The sequence below is a fragment of the Parafrankia discariae genome, assembly GCF_000373365.1.
In the GTDB taxonomy this organism is placed as follows: Bacteria; Actinomycetota; Actinomycetes; order Frankiales; family Frankiaceae; genus Parafrankia; species Parafrankia discariae.
Window position 1 is genome coordinate 122,193 of sequence record NZ_KB891252.1, and the last position, 22,089, is coordinate 144,281.

20 protein-coding genes and 4 tRNA genes are annotated in these 22,089 nt (G+C 71.9%); 7 read left to right on the forward strand and 17 right to left on the reverse strand.

All coding sequences use genetic code 11. The annotated features are described in order from the left end of the window. Positions 1–18: 18 nt before the first annotated feature. The 6 genes from rplJ to B056_RS0127960 all read right to left on the reverse strand — a co-directional run bounded on the left by rplJ (position 19) and on the right by B056_RS0127960 (position 3,783). Complete coding sequence (gene rplJ / locus B056_RS0127935; protein WP_018505141.1) at positions 19–567, reverse strand: 50S ribosomal protein L10; 549 nt, start codon at positions 565–567, stop codon at positions 19–21. 457 nt (positions 568–1,024) lie between these two features. Then, entirely contained in the window at positions 1,025–1,738 is a 714-nt protein-coding gene (rplA, locus tag B056_RS0127940) for a 50S ribosomal protein L1 (protein ID WP_018505142.1), read from the reverse strand. Between the two features lie 152 nt (positions 1,739–1,890). Then, positions 1,891–2,325 carry a 50S ribosomal protein L11 gene (rplK, locus tag B056_RS0127945; protein WP_018505143.1) on the reverse strand — a complete coding sequence of 145 codons (435 nt, stop codon included), beginning with the start codon at positions 2,323–2,325 and terminating at the stop codon, positions 1,891–1,893. A 34-nt stretch (positions 2,326–2,359) separates the two neighbouring features. Further along, entirely contained in the window at positions 2,360–3,184 is an 825-nt protein-coding gene (gene nusG, locus B056_RS0127950; protein ID WP_018505144.1) for a transcription termination/antitermination protein NusG, read from the reverse strand. 230 nt (positions 3,185–3,414) lie between these two features. Beyond that, on the reverse strand, positions 3,415–3,678 hold the full coding sequence (gene secE / locus B056_RS0127955; RefSeq protein WP_018505145.1) for a preprotein translocase subunit SecE: 264 nt from the start codon (positions 3,676–3,678) through the stop codon (positions 3,415–3,417). Positions 3,679–3,710: 32 nt separating this feature from the next. Then, positions 3,711–3,783: transfer RNA gene (locus tag B056_RS0127960), tRNA-Trp, on the reverse strand. 254 nt (positions 3,784–4,037) lie between these two features. Here B056_RS0127960 and B056_RS0127970 point away from each other — a divergent pair. Next, positions 4,038–5,246 (forward strand): pyridoxal phosphate-dependent aminotransferase, encoded by a 1,209-nt coding sequence (locus B056_RS0127970; RefSeq protein ID WP_026240220.1) that lies wholly within the window; start codon positions 4,038–4,040, stop codon positions 5,244–5,246. Positions 5,247–5,432: 186 nt separating this feature from the next. Here B056_RS0127970 and B056_RS0127975 read toward each other — a convergent pair whose 3' ends face one another. The 5 genes from B056_RS0127975 to B056_RS0127995 all read right to left on the reverse strand — a co-directional run bounded on the left by B056_RS0127975 (position 5,433) and on the right by B056_RS0127995 (position 7,243). Continuing rightward, positions 5,433–5,861: a MaoC family dehydratase gene (locus tag B056_RS0127975; protein WP_026240221.1), complete on the reverse strand. Its 429-nt coding sequence runs from the start codon at positions 5,859–5,861 to the stop codon at positions 5,433–5,435. 92 nt (positions 5,862–5,953) lie between these two features. Continuing rightward, positions 5,954–6,409, reverse strand: coding sequence for an FAS1-like dehydratase domain-containing protein (locus B056_RS0127980; RefSeq protein WP_026240222.1), 456 nt, complete (start codon positions 6,407–6,409; stop codon positions 5,954–5,956). A 330-nt stretch (positions 6,410–6,739) separates the two neighbouring features. After that, a complete protein-coding gene (gene rpmG, locus B056_RS0127985; protein WP_026240223.1) occupies positions 6,740–6,904 on the reverse strand; it encodes a 50S ribosomal protein L33 in 165 nt (54 codons plus the stop codon). A gap of 94 nt (positions 6,905–6,998) precedes the next feature. Next, positions 6,999–7,075 (reverse strand) — tRNA-Met (locus B056_RS0127990). 95 nt (positions 7,076–7,170) lie between these two features. Beyond that, positions 7,171–7,243, reverse strand: a tRNA-Thr gene (locus B056_RS0127995). Between the two features lie 348 nt (positions 7,244–7,591). Between B056_RS0127995 and B056_RS45840 the strand changes: the two genes are divergently transcribed. Beyond that, the gene (locus tag B056_RS45840) at positions 7,592–9,544 is read left to right on the forward strand and encodes a GH25 family lysozyme (protein ID WP_326828249.1); all 1,953 of its coding nucleotides are present in this window, start codon (positions 7,592–7,594) and stop codon (positions 9,542–9,544) included. Between the two features lie 173 nt (positions 9,545–9,717). After that, positions 9,718–10,503, forward strand: coding sequence for a DUF7144 family membrane protein (locus B056_RS0128005; protein ID WP_018505152.1), 786 nt, complete (start codon positions 9,718–9,720; stop codon positions 10,501–10,503). A 70-nt stretch (positions 10,504–10,573) separates the two neighbouring features. Here B056_RS0128005 and B056_RS0128010 read toward each other — a convergent pair whose 3' ends face one another. The 3 genes from B056_RS0128010 to B056_RS0128020 all read right to left on the reverse strand — a co-directional run bounded on the left by B056_RS0128010 (position 10,574) and on the right by B056_RS0128020 (position 11,914). Continuing rightward, entirely contained in the window at positions 10,574–11,017 is a 444-nt protein-coding gene (locus B056_RS0128010; protein WP_018505153.1) for a gamma-glutamylcyclotransferase family protein, read from the reverse strand. Positions 11,018–11,055: 38 nt separating this feature from the next. Continuing rightward, on the reverse strand, positions 11,056–11,583 hold the full coding sequence (pyrE, locus tag B056_RS0128015) for an orotate phosphoribosyltransferase (RefSeq protein ID WP_018505154.1): 528 nt from the start codon (positions 11,581–11,583) through the stop codon (positions 11,056–11,058). 246 nt (positions 11,584–11,829) lie between these two features. Further along, positions 11,830–11,914 (reverse strand) — tRNA-Tyr (locus tag B056_RS0128020). A 133-nt stretch (positions 11,915–12,047) separates the two neighbouring features. Here B056_RS0128020 and B056_RS0128025 point away from each other — a divergent pair. Then, complete coding sequence (locus B056_RS0128025; RefSeq protein WP_018505155.1) at positions 12,048–12,536, forward strand: YajQ family cyclic di-GMP-binding protein; 489 nt, start codon at positions 12,048–12,050, stop codon at positions 12,534–12,536. A gap of 520 nt (positions 12,537–13,056) precedes the next feature. Here the strand turns inward: B056_RS0128025 and htpX are convergent. After that, positions 13,057–13,929 carry a zinc metalloprotease HtpX gene (gene htpX, locus B056_RS0128030; protein WP_018505156.1) on the reverse strand — a complete coding sequence of 291 codons (873 nt, stop codon included), beginning with the start codon at positions 13,927–13,929 and terminating at the stop codon, positions 13,057–13,059. 94 nt (positions 13,930–14,023) lie between these two features. Next, positions 14,024–14,974 (reverse strand): Rossmann-like and DUF2520 domain-containing protein, encoded by a 951-nt coding sequence (locus B056_RS0128035; RefSeq protein WP_051105761.1) that lies wholly within the window; start codon positions 14,972–14,974, stop codon positions 14,024–14,026. 1,103 nt (positions 14,975–16,077) lie between these two features. On the opposite strand from B056_RS0128035, the gene B056_RS0128040 reads away from it, so the two are divergent. The 3 genes from B056_RS0128040 to B056_RS0128050 all read left to right on the forward strand — a co-directional run bounded on the left by B056_RS0128040 (position 16,078) and on the right by B056_RS0128050 (position 20,950). After that, a complete protein-coding gene (locus B056_RS0128040; protein WP_018505158.1) occupies positions 16,078–17,964 on the forward strand; it encodes a 2-oxoacid:acceptor oxidoreductase subunit alpha in 1,887 nt (628 codons plus the stop codon). Continuing rightward, entirely contained in the window at positions 17,961–19,022 is a 1,062-nt protein-coding gene (locus B056_RS0128045; protein ID WP_018505159.1) for a 2-oxoacid:ferredoxin oxidoreductase subunit beta, read from the forward strand. The genes B056_RS0128040 and B056_RS0128045 overlap by 4 nt, the downstream gene beginning before the upstream one ends. Positions 19,023–19,357: 335 nt before the next feature. Beyond that, entirely contained in the window at positions 19,358–20,950 is a 1,593-nt protein-coding gene (locus tag B056_RS0128050) for a hypothetical protein (protein ID WP_154677278.1), read from the forward strand. A gap of 119 nt (positions 20,951–21,069) precedes the next feature. Here B056_RS0128050 and B056_RS0128055 read toward each other — a convergent pair whose 3' ends face one another. After that, on the reverse strand, positions 21,070–22,086 hold the full coding sequence (locus tag B056_RS0128055) for a polyprenyl synthetase family protein (RefSeq protein ID WP_026240225.1): 1,017 nt from the start codon (positions 22,084–22,086) through the stop codon (positions 21,070–21,072). Between the last annotated feature and the right edge of the window lie 3 nt (positions 22,087–22,089).

A 22,089-nucleotide genomic window follows, 5' to 3' on the forward strand; every position in this document is an offset into this window, starting at 1 on the left:
CCCGTCAGGCGTCGCTCGTCAGGCGTCCACGGAGACCGGCTCGGCGCCGGCCGTCTCCTCCCGCTGCGCGCGCAGGGCCTCGGCGAGCCGAGCCACCTGCGACAGCGGGGCGGCGAAGAGGCCAGCCGCCTTGGCCAGCGAGCCGTTCATGGCTCCGGCCAGCTTGGCGAGCAGGACCTCGCGGGACTCCAGGTCGGCGAGCTTGCGGATCTCGTCCGCATTCAACGCCTTGCCTTCGACGACCCCGCCCTTGACGACCAGGGCCGGGTTGGCGCGGGCGAAGTCCCGCAGGCCCTTGGCCGCCTCGACCGGGTCGCCGCCGACGAACGCGACGGCCGTCGGACCGACGAGCAGGTCGTCGATGCCGGACACGCCGGCCTGGGCCGCGGCGATCTTGGTAAGGGTGTTCTTGACCACCGCGTAGCGGGTGGTCTCGCCGAGGGCGCGGCGCAGCTCGGTGAGCTGACTCACCGTCAGGCCGCGATACTCGGTCAGCACCGCGGCGGTCGAACCACGGAACTCCTCGGCGATCTCCGCCACCGCGGCGGTCTTCTCCGAGTTCGCCATCGGGCTCCTTCAATGGTCGGCCGGCCATACCGAAGGACCCGGAAACGACGAACGCCCCGGCGCAGGAGGCGCGGGGCGTCAAGGGCGACGATCTTCACCCGCCGGCCGTACCCATCTGAGTGAGTTCGGAGCCGGCAGAGCGGCGATGCGTGAGCCACTTCCCGTCCGCCACCTGCGCGGGCCGCTCGGGGAAACCGAGCCTTCGGCCTCCGACGACAGATCTCCGAAAAACTCGGGACCCGACGGCCGGAGTACGACCAGCGGTCTTCGGTGTGGAACTGTTCATCATCGTAGCAGGAGCAACGCGGAACGAACGAAGGGCACCCACCGCGGACGGTGCGTGCCCTCGTCGTGCCGTTCGATTCGAACTGGTCCGGCCCGGTCGTACGATTCCGGTCGAACTCGTCCGGTCTGCCGGTCGTGCGGTCTTCCGGTCGTGCGGTCGGTGCCGTTCCGGTCAGGCCGGAACCTCCTCGAGGAGGTTCCGGGTCCGGTTCGGGTCCACGGGGATGCCGGGGCCCATCGTCGTGGCGAAAGTGATCTTCTTGAGGTACCGGCCCTTGGCCGCCGACGGCTTGACCCGGACGATCTCGTCGAGGGCGACGGTGTAGTTCTCGATGAGCTGGGTCTCGGAGAAGCTCACCTTGCCGATGACGATGTGCAGGTTGCCCTGCTTGTCGACCCGGAAGTTGATCTTACCGCCCTTGATGTCGCCGACGACCTTGGCGACGTCCAGGGTGACGGTGCCGGTCTTCGGGTTCGGCATGAGCCCACGAGGCCCGAGGATGCGGGCGATCCGGCCGACCTTGGCCATCTGGTCGGGCGTCGCGACCGTGGCGTCGAAGTCGAGGAAGCCCTCCTGGATGCGGGCCACCAGGTCGTCGCTGCCGACGACGTCCGCGCCCGCGGCGGTGGCCTCGGCGGCCTTCTCGCCGGCGGCGAACACCGCGACCCGCGGGGACTTGCCGGTGCCGTGCGGCAGGTTGACCGTGCCACGCACCATCTGGTCGGCCTTGCGCGGGTCGACGCCGAGCCGGAGGGCGACCTCGACGGTGGCGTCGTACTTCGTGGACGACGTCTCCCGGGCCAGCCGGGCCGCGTCGAGCGGGCTGTAGAGAGCGGTCGCGTCGATCTTCTCGGCCGCGGCGCGGTAGGCCTTGCTGCGCTTCATGAGTTCTCCTCGTGGTGTTGGCGGGTCCCGCTCCGCGCCGTCCGACCCGGGCTCCACCCGGGCCGTGGCAGCGACGAGCCCTCCCACATACCTGCGTTCACCCGCGTGTTCGCGCGGGACACCGCCGTCCGGACACAGTCGTCCGGACACGGTCACTCGCCGACGGTGATACCCATCGAGCGCGCGGTACCGGCGATGATCTTCTCCGCGGCCTCGATGCTGTTCGCGTTGAGGTCCGGCAGCTTCGTCTGGGCGATCTCGCGCACCTGGGCCGGGGTCAGCTTCGCGACCTTGACCCGGTGCGGCGTGCCGCTGCCCTTGTCCACGCCGGCGGCCTTGAGGATCAGCCGGGCGGCGGGCGGGGTCTTGGTGACGAAGGTGAACGACCGGTCGTCGTACACGGTGATCTCGACCGGCACGACGTTGCCGGTCTGCGACTCGGTGGCCGCGTTGTACTGCTTGCAGAACTCCATGATGTTCACGCCGTGCTGGCCCAGGGCGGGACCGACCGGCGGCGCCGGGGTCGCCTTGCCGGCGTTGATCTGGAGCTTGATCAGCGCAGTGATCTTCTTCTTCTTGGGAGGCATCTGTTCGTCTTCCTACCGGGGTTCTACGGGCGGATCAGATCTTCGCGACCTGGTTGAACTGGAGCTCGACCGGTGTCTCCCGACCGAAGATGGAGACGAGTACCTTCAGGCGCTGCGCGTCGAGGTTGATCTCGCTGATGGTGGCCGGCAGGGTGGCGAACGGGCCGTCCATGACGGTGACGGACTCCCCGACCTCGAACTCCTGGGCCTTGACCGTCTCGACCTTCTTCTCCTTCGGCGCCGCCGGCGCGAGGATGGAGACGACCTCCTCGCGGCGCAGCGGCGACGGCCGGTTCGTCAGGCCCACGAACCCGGTCACACCCGGCGTGTTGCGGACCGCCGACCACGACTGGTCGGTCAGATCCATCCGGACGTAGATGTAGCCGGGGTACTTCTTCTGCTGGACGAGCTGGCGCTTGCCGTTCTTGACGACCGGGACCTCTTCGGTCGGGACCTCGATCTGGAAGATGTAGTCCTCCATGTTGAGGCTGGAGATCCGGGTCTCGAGATTGGTCTTGACCTTGTTCTCGTAGCCCGCGTAGGAGTGCACGACGTACCACTCGCCGGGAGCGTCCTCGAGCGCCCGGAGCAGGTCGTCGCCGTCGTCCTGAGGCTCGGGCTCGGGCGTCACGACCACGGTGGCGGCCGGCACGGCGCCAGCGGCCGGCACGGCCTCGGCCGCCGCCGTGTCGGCGGTGGAGCCGCCGTCGGACCCGAGGTCGTCCTCGAGGTCGTCCTTCTCAGGTGCGGCCGCGGCGTCCGTGCTCGCGACCTCGTCGCGCTCGAACGCCGCAAGGGGGTCGAGACGGTCGAGGGCCTCTCCCTGCTCGGAGGAGGCGTGCTCGGGAGACTGGGACACGCGGTCGTTCCTTCTCTCGTGGACGGGTGGACAGTGGGTGGTTCTCTCGCCGGCGGACCTGACCCGCCGGGCGGTCGACCGGCGACCGGGTCGCCCGCCGCGACCCGTACCAACGAGACGCGCCCCGATCGCACAGAGCCGGAACGACGGCGCGGGCCGGTACCCGGGCCGGGCGCCGTGCCGCACCGACGATCGGTCGGCGCGGACCGGTGCCCGCGATGGCTCCGGTGTCAGCCGAAGACCGCGAGGACCGCCTTCGTCAGGCCGAAGTCGAGGCTGGCCACGAAGGCCGTCATCACCGTGACGAAGACGAGCACGACGATCACGTACGTGATCAGCTCGCTCCGACCCGGGTAGACGACCTTGCGAAGCTCCGCGATGACCTCGCGGACGAACTGACGAATCCTGCGGACAATCGAGAACGGCGACCGTCGACGGTCAGCCCGCGCGGACCTGCCGGCCCGCGGTGCCGCGTCACGCGTATCGGTCGCCACTCAGCTCCACCCACTCGTTCGTCGGTCCAACGCAGGGGCGACAGGACTCGAACCTGCAACCGCCGGTTTTGGAGACCGGTGCTCTACCAATTGAGCCACGCCCCTTAGACGTACCCGGACCGCCGCCTGGTTCCCACCTTGTCGCCTTCGCTCTCCGCCAGGCTTCCGATGATCTCCAGAAGATCTTTCGGGTGGGCCGTTCGGTGGAGCTTCCAGCTGCAGGCGGGGGCTGACAGGCCGAGCGGAACGAGCATACCCCTTCATCGACCGGAAGCCGTCCGCACGGTGCTCTTAGACGTCCGCAGGTCGCCCCAGGAGGGGCCGGACGGGCCGGCCCGATCCCCTACTCACGTGGCAGCATGGCTGCCATGAGCAGGATCTCCCACCGCATCGCGGGCATCGCGCCATCCGCGACCCTCGCCGTCGACGCGACCGCCAAGGCGATGCGCGCCGCGGGCCGGGACGTGATCGGCTTCGGTGCCGGCGAGCCCGACTTCCCGACTCCCGAACACATCGTCGCCGCCGCGGAGAAGGCGTGCCGCGAGCCGCGCATGCACCGCTACACCCCGGCTGCCGGCCTCCCCGAGCTGCGGGAGGCCGTCGCGGAGAAGACCAGGCGCGACTCCGGCCTGGTCGTCGAGCCAAGCCAGGTCCTCATCACCAACGGCGGCAAGCAGGCCGTCTACCAGGCGTTCGCGACACTGCTCGACCCAGGGGACGAGGTTCTCCTGCCCGCCCCCTACTGGACGACCTACCCCGAGGCGATCCGCCTCGCCGGTGGAGTGCCCGTCGACGTCGTGACCGGGCCCGAGGCCGGGTACCGCGTCACCGTCGAGCAGCTTGAGGCGGCCCGGACCCCCCGCACCAAGGTCCTGCTGTTCTGCTCCCCCTCCAACCCGACCGGCGCCGTCCACACCCCGGAGGAGGTCCGCGCGATCGGCCGCTGGGCCGCGGAGGCCGGTATCTGGGTGCTCAGCGACGAGATCTACGAGCACCTGGTCTACGGCGGCGCCCGCTTCGCCTCGATGCCCGTCGAGGCACCCGAGCTCGCCGACCGCTGGGTCGTCGTCAACGGTGTCGCCAAGACCTACGCGATGACCGGCTGGCGGGTCGGCTGGCTGATCGGCCCGCTCGACGTCGTCAAGGCGGCCACCAACCTGCAGTCGCACGCCACCTCGAACGTCTCGAACGTCGCCCAGGCCGCGGCGCTCGCCGCCGTCGCCGGCCCGCTCGACGCCGTCCACGAGATGCGGACGGCCTTCGACCGCCGCCGCAAGACCATGCACGAGATGCTCGTGCAGATCCCCGGCGTGCGCTGCCCGCTGCCGGACGGCGCCTTCTACGCCTACCCGTCGCTGGAGGGTGTGCTCGGCCGGACGCTACGTGGCCGCACGCCGGCGACCTCGGCCGAGTTGTGCCAGTTCATCCTGGAGGAGGCCGGCGTCGCGATCGTGCCCGGAGAGGCTTTCGGCACCCCGCGTTTCGCCCGGCTGTCCTACGCCCTGGGGGACACCGACCTGGTCGAGGGTGTCCGCCGACTCGGCGCCCTGCTGTCCGAGGCTGTCTGAGGCCGGCTCAGGTCAGCTGAGCGCACCGTCCGCCTCCACCACCCGCACCCTGGTCGCGACGAGGTCCGCCTGACGGACACCGGCCGACCGACGTGCATCCGGCCGTCGTAGCGACGACAGCCGGCAGCGGGCCCCGCGGATCACCTCCGCGGGGCCCGCTGCCGTGTCGGGCCGGCGCCGACGGCGTCAGGCGAGCTGGACGGTCGCCCGCGCCGCCATGAGAACCTTGGCACCCTCGTGTCGGACTGTGAGGTTGACCACGACCCGCCGGCCGTCGAGCTTCTTCTCCACAACGCCCCGGACAGAGACCTGTGCGCCCTCGCCGTCGTCCGGCACGACCACGGGTGAGGAGAACTTCACACCGAACTCGACGACGGCCGCCGGGTCGCCGACCCAGTCGGTGACCAGCCGGCCCGCCGTGGCCATCGTCAGCATGCCGTGCGCGAGCACACCGGGGAGCCCGGCCTCGGCGGCCGCCCGCTCGTTCCAGTGGATCGGGTTGAAATCGCCCGACGCGCCGGCGTAGCGCACCAGATCGGCCCGCCGGAGCGGAAAGACCCGATCACCGATCTCGGTACCGACGTCGACGGCGTCATAGGTGACGGTGGTGGGCATGCCGGCTCCAATCGAACCCCTGGCGGGACGCCGTGTCAGCGGGGCGGCGTAGTCAGCCGCGCGGGGCGGCGTGGGGTGGCGGGTCGGCGCGGTCAGCGGGGCGGCGCGGTGCCGCGGGAGACCAGGCTGCACGTTCCCTCGGCGATCAGCTCACCGCTCGTCGTGGTGAACTCGTAGGCCGTCACCAGCACCTCGTTGCGGCCGATCGAGCGGATGGACGCCAGCGTCGAGCGCACCACGAACTCGTCGCCCGCGACGACCGGGCGGTGCAGGGTGAATCGCTGGTCACCGTGAACGACGAGGGAGTAGTCCAGCCCGAGAGCGGGGTCGTCCGTCGGCAGCCCGAGGTCACCCGGGATCGCCGTGACCAGGAAGGTCGGCGGGGCGAGCAGATCGGCGTGACCGGCGGCCTCCGCCGCCTCCACGTCGTGGTAGAGCGGGTTGCCGTCGCCGATGGCGCGGGCGAACTGGCGGATGTGCTCACGTCCCACCTGGAACGGGACGTCGGAGGTGTAACTGCGTCCGACGAAGTCCTGGTTCAGTGGCACCACACGCTCCGATCTCGACGTTGCCGATCCCGAGGTCACCCGATCCCGAGAGCGCCGGAACCCGGGCTTACCGGACCGGTTCGAGACCTTATCGGGCCCGCGCCCGCGAGCACAGCCTCGCCGCGCGGACCGCGCATCACGCGGACCGCGCATCACGCGGACCGCGCCGCCGCCGGGTCGGCGTGCCACCGGCCGGCGGAACGACGAAACCGGGCGGGTCCGTGTGTCATGGACCCGCCCGGTGTAACTCACGTGTCGCTGTCACCGCCCGCGTCGGGGGCTCGCCCCGCCCGGTGGACGGCGCCTCACCAGCCGTGGTCGGCCGACGGGTCAGCGCGTCTCGCGGTGCTCGGTGTGCGAGCGGCAGTTCGGGCAGAACTTGCGCAGCTCGAGACGGTCGGGGTCGTTCCGCCGGTTCTTGCGCGTGATGTAGTTGCGGTGCTTGCACACCTGACACGCCATTGTGATTTTCGGACGAACGTCGGTGGCAGCCACGGCGAGATGCCTCTTCCTGTCTCGAATTCTCTGCAGGCCAAGGGGCCGCGACTCACCAGACCCCTGGAGGGTGACACGGTGTGCCGCGACCCGATGGTAGCGGTGGCCGGACTTGAACCGGCGACACAGCGATTATGAGCCGCTTGCTCTGCCAGACTGAGCTACACCGCCATGACGGATCACCAGTGAGCGAAGACCCGACTGACAGTATAAGCGGACAGACCACCAACTGCCGATCACGATCCTGCCCGATACCGGACCGCCTGAGCCCCTTTACGGAATCGAACCGTAGACCTTCTCCTTACCATGGAGACGCTCTGCCGACTGAGCTAAAGGGGCGTTGCTCGCGCGGGACTTACGTTACACGACTCCGGCGACTTCGTGGCGGGCACCCCCCCACACTTCCGCCCCGCGCCTCCCGGCCGGCTCACGCGCCCCCGCGCGGGGCCGGCCCGGCCGGCCGGGGACCGCGCCGACCGCCCTCGACGGCGCGCGGGTGACCAGACCCCGCGAACACGGCCAGAAGGCCGACACGGCGAACCAACGGTGACGTCGGGCCCGACACGCACCCCTCGCTGATAGCTGTAAGTAATCGCATGAGTGCCTAGCGTGTTGCTTGGCCGTGGACGCGCGCCTCACAGGTGCTACCGCAGCCGCCGCCGCGCCTCCCAGCATCGAGGGTTGCTCATGCCGCTCACGTACCGTCACTCCCGAGATCCACAGACTCCGGACGCGGCGCCCATCGTCCCGCGTGCGCCGGGGAGAAGCCAGCCGGCCACCGCGCCGCCGATCCCCCGCGCCGGGGTACCCGTCCCCGCCGGGACCTCACTGCCACCTGGAACGTCCTACGCGACGCTGCGCGCCGCGTTCCCGGACCGGCCCGGCCCGAGGCCACCGGCACCAACGAGACCACAGGATGTCGCCGCCGGGGTTGCGGGCCCGGCGGCCGGTCGGCTGACGGTCGACGAGGCGCTGGCCGTCTGGCGCCTGCGCAATGGCGGACGGTTCTCGGCGCGGGTCCTCAGCGCGGCCACGGTGGCCGTCACCGCCGTCGCGCTCTCCGCGCCGGCCGCGGGCGCGCTCTCCACCCCGCCAACCCCCGTCTCCGCACCATCCGCACCATCCGCACCAGCCACACCGGCCACACCGGCCACACCGGAGGCACAGGCTCAGGCCACACCCCAGGCTCAGCTCACCCCGTCGACGCAGGCCTCGCCCGCGACACAGATCGCACCGGCCGCGGCGGCACCCGGGGCCGCGGCATCCGCCACGCCGACACCCGCTGTGCCCACACCCACGACCGCGGCGCCCGCGCCGGCGCCACCTGGGACGACCCCACCCGCGCCACCTGGGACGGCTCCATCTGTTCCCCCCGAGGCCGCCCCACCCGAGGCCGCCCCACCCACGCAGCCTGGAACCGTCCCGCCGGCGGCGGCCGGTGTGACACCGGTGTCCGGGCCGGGGACGGCCGAGCGCGTCGTGCTCGCGGAGCCGTCCCCCGCCTGGCCCAAGGGCGTCGACATCGCCTCGTGGCAGCACCCCGGGTCGGCGCCGATCGACTGGAACGCGGTCAAGGCCGCCGGCATGAGCTTCGCGATCGTGAAGGCCACCGAAGGAACCAACTACACGAATCCCTTCTTCGTCGGCGACCGGGACGCGGCCGGCAAGGCGGGACTCGTGGTCGGCGCCTACCACTACGCCCGCCCGGCGGCCCCGCTCTCCACCGCCGTCGACCAGGCTCGGCACTTCCTGGCCGTCACCGGCCTCACCCGCGCGGCCGGTCAGCTCGCCCCGGTCCTGGACCTGGAGACCACCGGTGGCCTCGATCCGGTGGCTCTCGCGGCCTGGACCCGGGCCTTCCTGGAGGAGGTCGAGTCCCAGACCGGCCGGGCGCCCGTCCTGTACACGTACCGGTCGTTCTGGACGGACAGCATGGCCGACACGAAGGAGTTCGCCCGGTACCCGTTCTGGTTCGCCATCTACAACAGCGAGTCCGCCCCGGGCTGGCTGCCAGGCGGCTGGCCCGGCTGGGCCCTGTGGCAGTACACGTCCTCCGGCGTGGTCCCAGGCATCATCGGGAACGTCGACATGAACGTCGTGTGCTGCTCGGCGCCCGCGCTGACCGGACTCGCCGACGGGACGCTGTCCGAGATCGACAAGCGGTACGCGGCGGCCGGGCTGCTGCAGGTCGCCCTCGGGGCGCCCACCGGCCCGGAGGTCGTCGCGGGCGGCGGCGGCCGCTGGCGCCCGTTCACGAACGGGCTCATCTACTGGTCCGTCGCGACCGGACCGCGGGTGCTGCACGGCGACATCGCGACGAAGTACCTGGGCCTCGGCGGGACCAACAGCTTCCTCGGACGTCCGCTCGGCGACGTCGAGTGGGCCACCGCGCCCGGTGCCCACCAGGCGATCTTCCAGGGTGGCTGGATCTACTGGCACCCGGCGACCGGCGCGCACGAGGTGCACGGCCTGATCCTGCGTCGCTATCTGGAACTGGGCGGCTCGACGTCCAGCCTGGGTCTTCCGATCACGGACGAGTACTCCGTACCGGGCGGGCGCGAGAGCGCCTTCCAGTTCGGCAGGCTGCGCTGGACAGCCGCCACGAACGCGGTGACCCTGCTGCCCGCGACGGCGTCCTGACGGCGCCCTGACGCCGTCCGTCCCCCCACCCGCGCCGGCGCCGGCGCCCGGCCGCACCCATCCGAAACGAACGCGAGGAGTGACGAAGACCTACGCGGGGTATCTGACGCCGAGTGCGACGGACTGTGTCCACTTGGCCACACGCTGCGCCGTCGTACAGCCGGGAGGACCAGATGGCAGATCTGCGGCAGGTACGCAACACGGATGGCTGGCTGATCTTCGCGGCCGTCATCATGTTCGTCGTCGGATTCCACAACCTCATCTACGGCATCGCGTCGCTTCGCGACTACATCGTGATCGTGGACAACCTCTACTCCACCTCGACAGGTACCGGGGTGATCTACGCCAACACCACCTTCTGGGGCTGGCTGTGGATCGTCGTCGGCATCATCCAGATGGGGATCGCGTTCGGTATCGCGGCCGGCAACGAGCTCGCCCGCTGGGTCGGCATCGTCATCGCCGCGCTCAACGCGATCGGCCAGCTCGCGTTCATGGCCGCCTTCCCCGTCTGGTCAGTGATCATCATCGCCATCGACATCCTCGTCATCTACGCGCTGGCCACGTACCAGACCCGCGGTCGCGGCGGCGCCGTCGAGCCCTACCCGAGTGACCGTGGGATGGCCCGCGGCGCGGGCACGACGGCTCGCAGCGGCGCGCGGGCCACGGTGGGCGCCGGGCCGGGCTCGGCCGGTGGCTACGAGACCGGCGGCTACGGGCGCGGCCAGGGCGGAGCCGGCACCGGCACCGGCACGGCCCAGGGCGATCAGGGTTACACCTCACAGCCGCGCTACGCCCAGCCGGGTCAGACCGGCCAGACCGGCCGCGGCGAGGGCTACCCGTCGGGCCACAACGACCCCGGTCACCGGTCGGGCGGACCGGGCCTGGAGCCGGGCGACCCCGGCTACCGGGACCCGGGCCGGAAGGACGGCCTCGGGGGTGCCTCGCCCGACGTCCGGTGACGGTGTGACCGCCGGGGCCGCCGCGGACCTGTCACCGCGGCGGCCCCGGCACGACCCACGCGCCCGCCTGTCACCGCGGCGGGTCTGGCGGGGCCGCCACGACCCGCGCACGCCACAGCCGGCAGCGGCGGACGAAGCCGGCCAGGTGCTCGGCCGCGAAGCGGTCCGGATCCCAGTCGGACGTCCGCACGTCGGTCACGTCGCGCCAGAGATAGGCGACCGCCGAGCCGCCCCCGACCAGCGCGAGCTCGCGGGCCTCGTACGGATCGCCCTCGAACAGGTCGAGCAGCTCGCGTTCGGCCCTGGTCAGACCGCTCAGGCACCGGCCCGCGCACACGTCGCCGGGACGCGCGGGGACCAGTCCCGGATAGCTCCGCCCCGGCAGCGCCGCCGCCCGCCAGCCGCCGACCACCGCCGGCGTGATGGTCGGCACCCGGCCGAGCAGCGCGTCGACGACCGCGTCGAAACGCAGCGTCCCGTAGACGAACAACGCTCCGGCCACGTCCGAGGTCATCCCGCGTTCCGTGTGTCCGACGTCAGGCTGTCCGGGTGCTAGCGAGCCGCGTCGAGGTCGGCCCGGGTGAGGGTGGGGAGCAGGGTCAGGCCGATCTCGGCGAGCCGCTCCCGGCCACCCTCCTGACGATCGATGACGCACAGGACGTCCTCGACGACCGCGCCCTGCTCGCGCAGCACCCGGGTGGCGTCGAGCACGGCCCCGCCGCTGGTCACGACGTCCTCGACCAGCACGATCCGCCGGCCCTCGACCTCGCCGCCCTCGGCGACGCGCCGGGTTCCGTACTCCTTCGCCTTCTTGCGGACGAACCTGGCCGGCAGCCCGGTGCGGGCCGAGAGCAGCGTGGCCAGCGGAACGCCGCCCAGCTCCAGGCCGGCGAGGAGATCGGTGCTCGGCGGGAGATGCGCCGCCATCGCCTCGACGATGTCGGCGAGCAGCGCCGGCTCGGCCTCGAACAGGTACTTGTCGAAGTACTCGGTGCTCGTACGACCCGACCGGAGGAGGAACGTCCCAGTCAGGTGGGACGCCGCCCGCACCCGGGCGGCCAGCGCTTCGATGTCGGCCACGTCTGCCGACTCTACGGCCCCGCCCAGTGCGGCCAACCGGACTTCGGCCCGACCGCGGACCGCGGAACCGCCGGCGGCGGAGGCGGACGGCCGAGCGGTGGCACCTGGTCGAAGCGTGCTGGCTGGGCCCCGCCAGGCGCTGCCGCGGCGACTCGCTGACGAACGGACGGGCGAGGGACATGACACAGGCCCCGGAGTGTCCTCCGGGGCCTGTGTCGCAGCTTTGTCCCCGGGTAACCCCGGGGGTGGTGGCAGGTGATGGGTTCGAACCATCGTAGGCTGAGCCGGCGGTTTTACAGACCGCTCCCTTTGGCCACTCGGGCAACCTGCCGTGTTCGGCAAGCATACCGGTTGCACCGAGTGTGCTGACGGGGAGGGTCCCCCCAACACTCCGGCCCGCGCCCGGCCCGCGCGTCACGGGCCGGCGCCCGCCCCCGTACGACTCGACCAGGAGGTCCGTGCCCGTGGCAGATCCGTCCTTCGACATCGTCAGCAAGGTCGACACCCAGGAGATCGACAACGCGGTCAACCAGACGGCGAAGGAGATCAAGACCCGCTTCGACTTCCGGGACACCGGGGCCTCCGCGGCGCTGTCCGGCGAGTCGATCCTGCTGCAGGCCAACAGCGAGGAACGGGTGAAGGCCGTCCTGGACGTCCTGCAGGAGAAGTTCGTGAAGCGCGGCATCTCGCTCAAGTCGCTCGAGCATGGCGAGCCGCGACAGTCGGGCAAGGAGTACAAGCTGACGGTGACCGTCCAGCAGGGCATCGCCGACGAGAAGGCGAAGACCATCGCCAAGAAGATCCGCGCGGACGGACCGAAGGGCGTGCAGGCGCAGATCCAGGGCGACCAGCTCCGGGTCACCGGCAAGAAGCGGGACGACCTGCAGCGGGTCATCCAGCTCCTCAAGGCCGAGGACTTCGACGTACCGCTGCAGTTCGTCAACTACCGGTGACCACCCCCGCCCGCCGGTGCCGGCAGGCGACGGCGACCGGCCGACCGGGCTGACACCACATTTCACGGGCGTATGCACGGGAAGAAGCACGATCGCCGCCCCGGGACAGAAAGCGTCAGGTACATCCGGCGCACATGTCCGAAATAAGTGCACCCCGCCCGATGGGGGGTTTCGGGCGGGGTGCGTGCGGCGGAACCTGGGGGGTACGCTCCGCCGCTGTCTTGGGAGCTTTGAGACTACTCGCTATCCAGCGCTTCAGCGTGCCTTCCCCGGGTCTCGTCGTGACGCGCCGGTGAACTCCGCGTTCCCGACATGTTCCTTCCGCGCCGAACCCGCATGGAGCCCCGCGGGCGCGAGTGGCCCATCCGGCCCGCACCATGACGGGAATACCGACGTCACGGCCTTAATCAGCCGATCCGGCGCGCCACTCCCGGCCGGGAAAGCGACCGGGAGCCGATTCCACCGGGTGGAACCGTGCCGGCGGCGGTACGGATGGACCGAGTAGGCGGATTGGGTGGGGTCACCGGTACGGGTTCATCCTGGCGCGCTGCTCCAGGCGGGCGATCCGCTCCGCGATCGGCGGGTGGGTCGAGAAGAGCCGGCCGACACCGCCACCACGGAAGGGGTTCGCGATCATGAGGGCGGCGGCCGGGCCCAGCCGCGAGTTGGCTGGCAGCGGCCTGGCGGCCGTGCCCGCCTCCAGCTTGCGCAGGGCGCTGGCCAGGCCGAGCGGGTCGCCGGTGAGGGTCGACCCTGATTCGTCCGCCTGGTACTCGCGGGCCCGGCTGATCGCCAGTTGGATGATCGTCGCGGCGATCGGGCCGACGACGATGAGCGCCAGCATCTCCAGCACTCCCGGGCCGTCCTCGTCGCGACCGCCACCGAAAATGGCAAACCACTGCAACATATTTGCCAGATAAACGATGATGCCCGCGAGCGCGCCCGCGACCGAGGCGATGAGGATGTCACGGTTGTAGACATGGCTCAGCTCGTGCCCGAGGACACCGCGCAGCTCACGGTCATCCATGAGCTCCATGATTCCCTCGGTGCAGCACACGGCCGCGTTACGGGGGTTTCGCCCGGTCGCGAAGGCGTTCGGAGACGGTGTGGGACTGAGGTACAGCCTGGGCATCGGCATGCGCGCCCGGGTGGCGAGCTCCTGGACGATCGCGTAGAGCCGGGGCTGTTGAACCTGGCTCACCGGATACGCCCGCATCGCCCGCAGGGCGATCCGATCCGAGTAGAAGTAGGAGAATCCGTTCATCGCGAGCGCGAGAACGACGGCGATGATGAGGCCGCTCCTGCCGAAGAGCGACCCGATCCACACGATCGCGGCGGAGAGAACGCCGAGGAGAAGCGCCGTCTTCAGCCCGTTGAGACTGCGATGAGGCATGGCTGTCGCGTATCCGTCCTGTCGACCTGTCGCACCCGCTTCAACGAAGGAACGCGCTCTCCCTGTTCCCAGCGGCGATCCTTCCCCGCGACGGTCACACCCACCCGCGGTCGCCCGCCGCCGGGGCGTCCGTCGCCGCGGCGCGCACCGCCGCGGCGACGGGCGGCTCGAGCAGGCCGGCCTGCTCGAGCCGGTCCGCGGTGAGGACGGCGAGCGCGGCGTAGGCGTCCGCGAGATGGCGGTCGAGCGCTTCCAGCCCGGCCAGCTGTGCGGTGACCGTGCCGACGTCCCCCCGCCGGACCGGGCCGGTCATCGCGGCCGCGCCGCCGTCCAGCGCGTTCTCCAGCGACGCGCGCAGCAGCGGGCCGAGCGCGCCGGCCGGGTCGGGAACGCCCGCCTCGGCGATCAGCCGCCCGGCGGCCGTCACCAGAGTCGCCAGGAAGTTGCCGCCCAGCACCAGGGCGGCGTGGTAGATCGGCCGCTGTTCCTCGGGGACGACCGCCACCCGCCCGCCGACGTCGGTCACCAGCCGGCGCACGAGCGCGGCCGCCGGCTCGTCGCCGGGGACCGTGGTCACGCCGAAGGTGGCACCGGTGAGGCGGTCGACATCGGCCGGCGTCCCGGTGAGGGTCATGATCGGGTGGATGGCGGCGGTCCGCGCACCGACGGCTCGGGCGGGTGCCAGCGGAGCGATCCCGTGCCGTCCACTGAGGTGCGCGACGAGCGGGAGCAGCGAGCCCCCCGGGACGGAGCGGGTCAGACCGGGGGCGGCCTGGGCGGCGACGGTCTCGATCAGGTCGTCGGGAACGCCGAGCAGGATCACCTCGGCGGCGGCGGCGGCCTGCGCGGGCGTGGCGCAGGCGGTGGCCGTCGGGAAGCGCTCGGCGGCCCGTTCCCGGCCGGCGGGCGAACGCGTGTAGAAGGCGCTCACCTCATGACCGGCGGCGGCGAGCGCGGCGCCGAGCGCCGAACCGGCCCGGCCGACCCCGATGACCGCCACCGTGCGGGCCGGGCCCGCCGCTATCCCCGCGACTGTCCCCGCCACCTGGCCGCCCTCCCCCGCCCACCCACGCGGAGCGGACCGCCACGGTCGTCGCCCCCGCCGCCTCCGCTCGCGACCCGCCGCAGTGACCTCACGCACCGATCCAATCGTCGGAAGTACCACCGGCGCCGGGTACACGACGGTGACCGGGCTCACGGCGGCGCCGAACTCCGTCGGAGCTCACGACCGAACCACCCCGCCCCGCAATGAACGGCCACGGCCACACAGCGGGAACTCCGCTGGAACACACCGTTCATCTCCTGGTGACCGATCAGTGATGCTGCGACACGTCCGCGTCGATCCGTGCCCGCTCGGTGTCATCGGGAGGCTGTGTCGGCGCGGCGCCTATCGCGCCATACGAAATCGCCGGACGCCACCCGCACCGCCGGTCCGGCTAATCGATAGTGTTCACATCGGGGCGCCATCCCCATCCGACCGGGGCCGGGAACACACTTATCTGTGGACGTCGGCCGCACGGCGGGGATGATCGCCGCGATACCACCACGATGCCGGTACCCTCGTTTCCACGACAACACCGGCATGCCGATCTCTGGGCGGAGGTCACCTGAATACGGCCCGTGCTGTACACAGGCGCCCCGAACGGTGTGGACGTCGCCCGTGCGCGCCCCGGGTGACCGCCGCCCCGGGACGCGTCCCGCGGTGCGCCCCACCGACCGGGGGATTCGGGCCCGGGTCGCGGCGCCGGCCGGGGTGTCCGCCTGCGGACACCCGTCGGGGCTCCCGCGGGCAGGTGACGCAGCATGTCCGCGGCCCGAAGGGGGAACCGGCGGCCCTCGCCGCGCGGTCCGCCCGTCGATGTCCGGCCGTCTCCTCCCCGCCACCGGAGCCGATGGTTCGCCCCGGTCGGGACGGCCTCGGAGGGCCCCACGGCGGGGTCGGTCCAGCCCGCCGTGCCGCACTCACGTCCGTTATCAGAAAACGCATACGGCAACCAGCCGCACACTGCCAGGCAGGGTGGGTGACGGGGATAATCCGGTCCCGAGCGGCGTCCCACCGCCCTTCCCGGAGTCGGTCAGGCGTCACGATCCCCGTGGTGTATTGAACCGCCCGGTACGCTGGGGTGGTACCTGAGGAGGTTACTGAAGGTGTCTGAGCAGGTCAGGGAGAGGGAGACCCGCCGGCTCGACCGGGTCGTCGTGCGGTTCGCGGGCGACTCAGGCGACGGTATGCAGCTCACCGGAGAACAGTTCACAAGCGAGACAGCGGCATTCGGCAACGATCTGTCCACGCTTCCGGACTTTCCCGCGGAAATCCGGGCGCCAGCCGGCACCCCGGCCGGAGTTTCTGGCTTCCAGCTACATTTCTCCGATCACGATATTCTCACCCCGGGCGACGCCCCGGACGTCCTCGTGGCGATGAACCCGGCCGCGCTGAAGGCGAACCTGAAGGATCTGCCGCCCGGCGCCGACCTGATCGTCAACACCGACGCGTTCACCGGCGGCAACCTGAAGAAAGCCGGCTACGCGGCCGACCCGCTGACGGACGGGACCCTGGACAACTACACCGTCCACCGGGTCCCGCTGACGTCCATGACGATCAACGCGGTGCACGCCGCCGAGGACGTCGCCGGCTCGGTGAACAAGAAGGAAGCCGAGCGGGCGAAGAACATGTTCGCGCTCGGGCTGATGAGCTGGCTGTACCACCGGCCGACCGGTGGCACCGAGGGCTTCCTCAAGAAGAAGTTCGCCAAGCGGCCGGAGATCGCGGCGGCCAACATCGCCGCGTTCCGGGCCGGCTTCAACTACGGCGAGACCACCGAGTCGTTCTCGGTCACCTACGAGGTCGCCCCGGCGCGCATGCGGCAGGGCACCTACCGGCGGATCACCGGGAACATCGCGCTGTCCTACGGGCTGATCGCGGCCGGCGAGCTGACGAAGCTGCCGCTGTTCCTCGGCACCTACCCGATCACCCCGGCCTCGGACATCCTGCACGAGCTGAGCAAGCACAAGCAGTTCGGCATCCGGACGTTCCAGGCCGAGGACGAGATCGCCGGTGTCGGTGCCGCCCTCGGCGCCTCGTTCGGCGGCTCGCTGGGCGTGACGACCACGTCGGGCCCGGGTGTCGCGCTCAAGAGCGAGACGATCGGCCTGGCGGTCAGCCTCGAGCTGCCGCTGCTGATCGTGGACATCCAGCGCGGCGGCCCGTCCACCGGTCTGCCGACCAAGACCGAGCAGGCCGACCTGCTGCAGGCGATGTTCGGCCGCAACGGTGAGGCCCCGGTGCCGATCGTGGCGCCGCGTTCGCCCGGCGACTGTTTCGACGCCGCCGTCGAGGCCGCCCGGATCGCGACCAAGTACCGGACGCCGGTCTTCCTGCTCTCGGACGGCTACCTGGCCAACGGCTCCGAGCCGTGGCTGCTGCCGACCCGCGAGGAGCTGCCCGACCTCACGGTGACCTTCACGACCGAGCCGAACCACGAGGGGCCGAAGGGTCCGGAGTTCTGGCCCTATCAGCGCGACCCCGAGACGCTGGCCCGCCCCTGGGCGGTTCCCGGCACCCCGGGTCTGGAGCACCGGATCGGCGGCCTGGAGAAGGCCGACGGCTCGGGCAACATCTCCTACGACCCGGCGAACCACGACCGGATGGTCCGCCTGCGCCAGGCCAAGATCGACGGCATCGCCCGGGACATCGCCCCGCTGGAGGTCGACGACCCGTCCGGCATGGCGAGCGTGCTGGTCCTCGGCTGGGGCTCGACCTTCGGCCCCATCGCCGCCGGCTGCCGGCGGGTCCGGGCCAAGGGGCTGCACGTCGCCCAGGCGCACCTGCGCCACCTCAACCCGTTCCCGGCGAACACCGCCGAGGTGCTGCGCTCCTACGACAAGGTGCTGATCCCCGAGATGAACCTCGGCCAGCTCCGCACGCTGATCAGGTCGCAGTTCCTGGTGGACGCGATCGGCTACAACCAGGTCCGTGGACTGCCGTTCAAGGCCGCGGAGCTCGCGGGCGTCTTGGAGGACGTGATCAACCAGTGACCGTCACAACGAACGGCAGCGGGATTACCAACCGACTCCTGGACCTGGTACCCGCCACGCCGAGCCAGCTGACCCGTAAGGACTTCACCTCCGACCAGGAGGTCCGGTGGTGCCCGGGATGCGGCGACTACGCCATCCTGGCCACCGTCCAGGGCTTCCTGCCCGAGCTGGGGATCGCCCGGGAGAACATCGCCTTCATCTCGGGCATCGGGTGCTCCTCGCGCTTCCCGTACTACCTGCAGACCTACGGGATGCACTCCATCCACGGGCGGGCGCCGGCGATCGCGACGGGCCTGGCGACGTCGCGCCCGGACCTGTCGGTCTGGGTGGTCACCGGTGACGGCGACGCGCTCTCGATCGGCGGGAACCACCTGCTGCACGCGATGCGCCGCAACGTGAACATCAAGGTCCTGATGTTCAACAACCGGATCTACGGCCTGACCAAGGGCCAGTACTCGCCGACGTCCGAGGTCGGCAAGATCACCAAGTCGACGCCGTTCGGTTCGCTGGACCGGCCGTACAACCCGGCGTCGCTGGCGCTGGGCGCGGAGGCGACGTTCGTCGCCCGGTCGATCGACTCGGACCGGGCCCACCTGACGTCGGTGCTGCGCGCGGCGGCGGAGCACCCGGGCACCGCGTTCGTGGAGATCTTCCAGAACTGCAACATCTTCAACGACGGTGCGTTCGAGGCGCTGAAGGACCGCGGCACCCGGGACGACGCCACGCTGAAGCTGGTCGACGGCGAGCCGCTGATCTTCGGCGCCGAGCGGGACAAGGGCATCCGGCGCGCGGCGTCCGGCGGCCTCGAGATCTGCGCGGCGACCGACGAGGGCGTTCTCGTGCACGACGCGGCGAACACGGACCCGAGCCAGGCGTTCGCGCTGTCCCGGCTGACCGGGGACGACCACGGCGTCACCCCGATCGGCGTGTTCCGCAACGTCGACATCCCGACCTACGACGAGGCGCTCAACGCTCAGGTCGAGCAGACCCGGGAGCGGCAGGGGACGGGGGACCTGATGGCCCTCATCTCCGGCAGCGAGACCTGGACGATCGACTGACAGCGGGCTGACCTCAGTGCGAGGGGCCGGGGTGGGCACGACTGCCACCCCGGCCCCTCGCCGTTTCGGAGCGCGGGCATCCCACCACCATCGCGCTATCCGCACCTATTGCCCTGTTACAGACGCTAACGCAGCACTTGCCGCTTTCTGATCAGCATGCGGTATCGTGTGCGCCGGTGGGGGTGCCGTGTGGCCCGGGGGGGCTCACAACACCGAAGCAGGCGGAGGCGCAGTGCGGGGTAACGCAGCGCGAGGTCACCGAGTCCGTCACCGGGGCTCGCCGTCGGGGTCGGGTCACGCCCGGCACCAGGTTCCGCAGGGCGTTGGCGGCCACCGTGGGTAGCCACTCGGCCGGTCGGCACTCCCGCGCGGGCTCCACCGCGACCGATCGCCGGAACCGCGCCCCGGTCCCCGGCCCGGCCTCCGACCAGGGGCGGCCGATCGACGACCAGGCTCCCCGGCCCGACCAGACCCCCCGGCCCGACCAGGCGCTCACCTCCCGCGCGCGGACTCCCTACCCGCCGGGCGGCGCGCCGCGATCCGGCTGGGTCGCCAGCGAGTGGAGCAGCAACCCGTCCGCGGCCACGGCCTCGCTGCCGAGACGCCCCCCGCCCCGCCCGGCGACGCGGCCCCCCGGCGAGCTGGACACCGTCACCGGCCCGATCTCGATGAGCACCTCCCAGCGCCGCGAGCTGTTCGGCGACGACCCGCGGCCCGGCCAGGCCGACGCCTACGGCCGCTCCACGCGGCGGGGAGCGCGGTCCGCGGGCGGCGGACGGCCCGGTGGGCGCCTCGACGACACCGCCGACCTCGGCGTCCGCCGGCCCGGAGAGCTCGACCCGCAGCGGGTCGGCGACGAGGCGCGGGCCGCGGGCGGGCCCGACGCATCCCGGTCCTCGCTGTTCGAACCGGCCCGCCCGGCCGGATCCCTGCGGCTCGACACGGCTCCCCGCTCCGGCGCCCGCGCCGAGGGCACCCGCTCGACGACGGCCTCACGCGCGGCGGCCTCACGCCCCGTGGCGCGGCCCACCGGTTCGACCACCGGCCGCGGCGCGCACCGCGCACCCGCGCCGCGGCGCGGGCCGAGCCGGACCCGCATGGTGGTCGCCGGTACCGCGTCCCTCGCCGGCCTCTCCGCGATCGTGACCGGTGTCGCGCTCAGCGGCGACCAGCCGGTCACCGCGGCCGGGCCCACCACGGGCGCCACGCCGCTCGTGCAGGTCGCCGGCGCCCGGCCGGCCGCGTTCGGCTCGGACGACACCCAGGCCTCCCGCGACGGGCGCGCCCCGCTGCCGACCTACCCGACGGCGGCGCCGGCCACGACGGGCGGCTCCGGCACGACCGACCGGAGCGACAGCGGGTACTGGAGCTCACCGAGCGGCCCGTCGGCACCGGCGTACACCGGGTCCGGCACGCAGCAGCAGGGCCTGTCCGGCTATGAGATCCCGTTCGTCCCGCTGACCCCGCGGTCCACGGCGACGCCGTCCCCGGCCGCCGGCGGCACGACCACGCCGGACAGCACCACGTCGGGCACGACGAACCCGGGCACGACGGCGCCGGGGGCCACCACGCCAGGCACCGCCACCCCCGGGAACACCGCACCGGGGACGACCACCCCCGGCAGCACCGCCCCCGGTACCACGACGCCCACCCAGCCGGGAGCGACGGCCTCGCCCACGCACGGCACCACGTCGTCGCCGGCCCCGACGACGACCCGGCCGACCACGTCGAGCTCGAGCACTCCGGCGCCCGCGCCGTCGCGCGCGGGCTCGCTGCCGTTCAACCCGACTCCGGTCGAGGTCACCCCGATCTGGGACCTGCTCTTCCCCGCCCAGGGCCAGAGCACGTCGACGTCGTCCAGCGCCCCGGCGGGCTCCTCGGCGACGCCCGCGCCGACGGCGTCCTCGAGTACCGGCGCCGGCTCCTAAGTCGGGCTCCCGCCGGGAGGGTGCGGGCAGACCCCTCCCGGCGTGCGAGAACCCCGGGCCGGCCACCGCCGCGCAGAGCACGCGGTGGCCGGCCCGGGGCCGAGTCCGGTTCTGGCTTCCTAGCTCGTACGGTCGATCACGAAGTCGGCCAGCGACTCCAGCGCCGTCTTGGCCGAGCCGTCGGGCAGCGGCGCCAGGCACTCGCGGGCCTCGCTCGACCAGCGGATGAGCTCGGCGCGGGCCCGGCCCATCGCCGGATGCTCGCGCAGCAGCTCCAGTGCCTCCACGACCCCGGACTCGGTGACCCCGGCCCCGGTACGCGGGTTCGCCCCGAGCAGGTCGCGCAGCCGGCGGGCCGCCGCGTCCTCGCCCTGCAGGGCGTAGAGCACCGGCAGTGTCGGGATGCCCTCGCGCAGGTCCGTCCCCGGGGTCTTGCCCGAGTCCTCGCTCGGCGACGCCACGTCGATGAGGTCGTCGGAGAGCTGGAAGGCCACCCCGAAACGCTCCCCGAAGGCGGCCAGGATGTCCGTCGTGACCGGGTCGGCGCCGGCCAGCATGGCGCCCAGGCGGGCGGACGTGGCGATCAGCGAGGCCGTCTTCTCCGTGATGACCCGCAGGTAGTGCTCGATCGGGTCCTGCCCGGGCCCGACCCCGACCGTCTCGCGGATCTGGCCCTCGCAGAGGGTCGCGATCGTGCGCGCCAGGATGCGGGTCGCCTCGGGCCCCAGGTCGGCGGTGATCTCGGAGGCGCGGGCGAACAGGAAGTCACCGGTGAGGATCGCGACCGTGTTCGTCCACCGGGCGTTCGCGGACGCGGCTCCGCGGCGCAGCGGGGCCTCGTCCATCACGTCGTCGTGGTACAGCGTCGACAGATGGGTCAGCTCGATCGCCACGGCGGCCGGCACGACACCGGCCGCGTCCGGATCGGCGAACTGGGCGGCCAGCAGCACGACCATGGGCCGGAACCGCTTGCCGCCCGCGTCGACGAGGTGCCGGGACGCCTCGGTCACGAAGGAGAACTCGCTGCGGACGGACCCGCGCAGCAGTTCCTCGACCGAGGCGAGCCCGACCCGCATCGACTTCTCGAGATCAGGGTCGGCCCTGATCCCCATCACTTCCAGCCCGATAGCGCTCATACC

Bases quoted from the DNA above. Each gene is read 5' to 3' on its own strand.
- rplJ (WP_018505141.1), bottom strand. From the start codon at position 567: ATGGCGAACTCGGAGAAGACCGCCGCGGTGGCGGAGATCGCCGAGGAG.
- rplA (WP_018505142.1), bottom strand. From the start codon at position 1,738: ATGAAGCGCAGCAAGGCCTACCGCGCCGCGGCCGAGAAGATCGACGCG.
- rplK (WP_018505143.1), bottom strand. From the start codon at position 2,325: ATGCCTCCCAAGAAGAAGAAGATCACTGCGCTGATCAAGCTCCAGATC.
- B056_RS0127970 (WP_026240220.1), top strand. From the start codon at position 4,038: ATGGCTGCCATGAGCAGGATCTCCCACCGCATCGCGGGCATCGCGCCA.
- B056_RS0127975 (WP_026240221.1), bottom strand. From the start codon at position 5,861: ATGCCCACCACCGTCACCTATGACGCCGTCGACGTCGGTACCGAGATC.
- B056_RS45840 (WP_326828249.1), top strand. From the start codon at position 7,592: ATGCCGCTCACGTACCGTCACTCCCGAGATCCACAGACTCCGGACGCG.
- B056_RS0128005 (WP_018505152.1), top strand. From the start codon at position 9,718: ATGGCAGATCTGCGGCAGGTACGCAACACGGATGGCTGGCTGATCTTC.
- B056_RS0128010 (WP_018505153.1), bottom strand. From the start codon at position 11,017: ATGACCTCGGACGTGGCCGGAGCGTTGTTCGTCTACGGGACGCTGCGT.
- htpX (WP_018505156.1), bottom strand. From the start codon at position 13,929: ATGCCTCATCGCAGTCTCAACGGGCTGAAGACGGCGCTTCTCCTCGGC.
- B056_RS0128055 (WP_026240225.1), bottom strand. From the start codon at position 22,086: ATGAGCGCTATCGGGCTGGAAGTGATGGGGATCAGGGCCGACCCTGAT.